The organism is Pseudomonas sp. JV245A, from assembly GCF_032424515.1.
GTDB lineage: Bacteria > Pseudomonadota > Gammaproteobacteria > Pseudomonadales > Pseudomonadaceae > Aquipseudomonas > Aquipseudomonas protegens.
This window is the reverse complement of record NZ_VYKE01000351.1, coordinates 1-1,691: the sequence shown is the minus strand read 5'-3', so window position 1 is coordinate 1,691 and position 1,691 is coordinate 1. Positions and strand designations below refer to the sequence as shown.

Here is a 1,691-nt window from a genome sequence, read left to right as displayed (position 1 = left end):
CGCTGCAACGCCCACGTGGTCGAGGCGCTGGGCGAGCAGCACCTGCAGGCCGTGCGCATCCGCCAGGGCCGGCGCACCCTGGAAATCCCCTGCGACTACCTGGCCTGCGGCTTCGGCCTGGTACCCAATGTGCGCCTGGCCAACCACCTGGGCTGCCGCCTGGAACAGGGCGCCATCGCGGTCGATCAGCAACAGCGCAGCAGCCTGCCCCAGGTCCTGGCCGCCGGCGAGTGCACGGGCATCGGTGGCAGCGAACTGGCGCTGATCGAAGGTCGGATCGCCGGCTGTGTGGCCAGCGGGCAGGCAGACCAGGCCGCCGAACTGATCCAGCAGCGCCGTCACTGGCAGCATTTTGCCGAGCGCCTGCTGCGGCATTTCGAGCTGCAACCGCAGGTCCTGCAACTGGCCCGAGCTGATACTCTGCTGTGCCGGTGCGAGGATGTGCCCTACGCCGCCGTGGCCGCAGCCCCCGACTGGGCCCAGGCCAAGCTGCAGAGCCGCTGCGGCATGGGCGCCTGCCAGGGCCGGGTCTGTGCCAGCGCGGCCCACCGCCTGTTCGGCTGGGCACCCACCCCGCCACGGGCACCCCTGGTGCCGGCGCGGATCGCCACGCTGCTGCTCGACAGCCAGCAGGCACGCCCCGGCGCCGACAATGCAAACGGCGGCCCCTGAACCCCTTGGCTTTATCGACCCAGATCCATCCCCCAAGCCCCCATAGAGAGAGGCAGACGATGATCGATGGCGCACAGCTGCACCACTTGCCCCGGGCCATCGCCGCCCATGCACCCCGGGACCTCAATGGCCTGCTGGCCAATATGGCGCCGATCACCCCGCTGCTGGACTGCATCCCCAGCGCGGTGTTCTTCATCAAGGACCTGCAGGCCCGCTACCGAGTGGCGAACCTGACCCTGGCCCAGCGCTGCGGTTTCAAGAATGTGCGGCCCCTGCTGGGCAAGACCTCCGCCGAAGTCTTCCCGGCGGTGCTCGGCCCGGTCTACACCGAGCAGGACCAGCGCGTGCTGCGCCAGGGCATCACCATCAAGGGCCAGCTGGAACTGCATCTGTATGGCAGCCGCGAGCCCGGCTGGTGCCTGACCCACAAACTGCCGCTGTACGGGCGTGACAGGCAGATCATCGGCATGGCCGGGATCTCCCTGGACCTGCAGGCCGCCCATGACACCCATCCGGCCTATGAACGCCTGGCAGCGGTGGACCGGCATATCCGCGAGCACTACAGCGAGGCCATCCGCCTGGACGACCTGACCCGCATCGCCAGCCTGTCCACTGCCCAGCTGGAGCGCTACTGCAAGCGCATCTTCCACCTCACGCCACGGCAGATGATCCACAAGGTCCGCCTGGAACACGCTTCGCAGTTGCTGCTCACCGAAGAACCCATCACCGAGGTGGCGCTGCAATGCGGCTACACCGACCACAGCGCCTTCAGCCGCCAGTTCAAGGCCCTGACCGGGCTCAGCCCGCGCCAGTTCCGGCAGAACGCTGCCCGCTAGGGCGGGCTCATTCCTGGCAGAAGGTGCGGTAGTCGAACAGCGGTTCGAAGCCGGCCTTGCGGTAGATCGACAGGCCATCGAGGGAGGCTTCCAGCACGCAGGTCCTGGCCCCCCTGGCCCGGGCGAACGCCAGCACCGCTTGAATCAGCGCCGTGGCATAGCCCTGGCCCTGGCAATCCTGCA

At 68.5% G+C, this 1,691-nt stretch carries 3 protein-coding genes; 2 read left to right on the top strand and 1 reads right to left on the bottom strand.

What is annotated here, in order from left to right; genetic code table 11:
- The coding region (locus F6S12_RS31505; protein WP_315869832.1) for an FAD/NAD(P)-binding oxidoreductase at window positions 1–672 on the top strand (672 nt) is incomplete at its 5' end.
- A 59-nt stretch (window positions 673–731) separates the two neighbouring features.
- On the top strand, window positions 732–1,508 hold the full coding sequence (locus F6S12_RS31500; protein WP_053149511.1) for an AraC family transcriptional regulator: 777 nt from the start codon (window positions 732–734) through the stop codon (window positions 1,506–1,508).
- A gap of 7 nt (window positions 1,509–1,515) precedes the next feature.
- Here the strand turns inward: F6S12_RS31500 and F6S12_RS31495 are convergent.
- A partial coding sequence (locus F6S12_RS31495) for a GNAT family N-acetyltransferase (protein ID WP_315869833.1) occupies window positions 1,516–1,691 on the bottom strand: 176 nt, incomplete at its 5' end.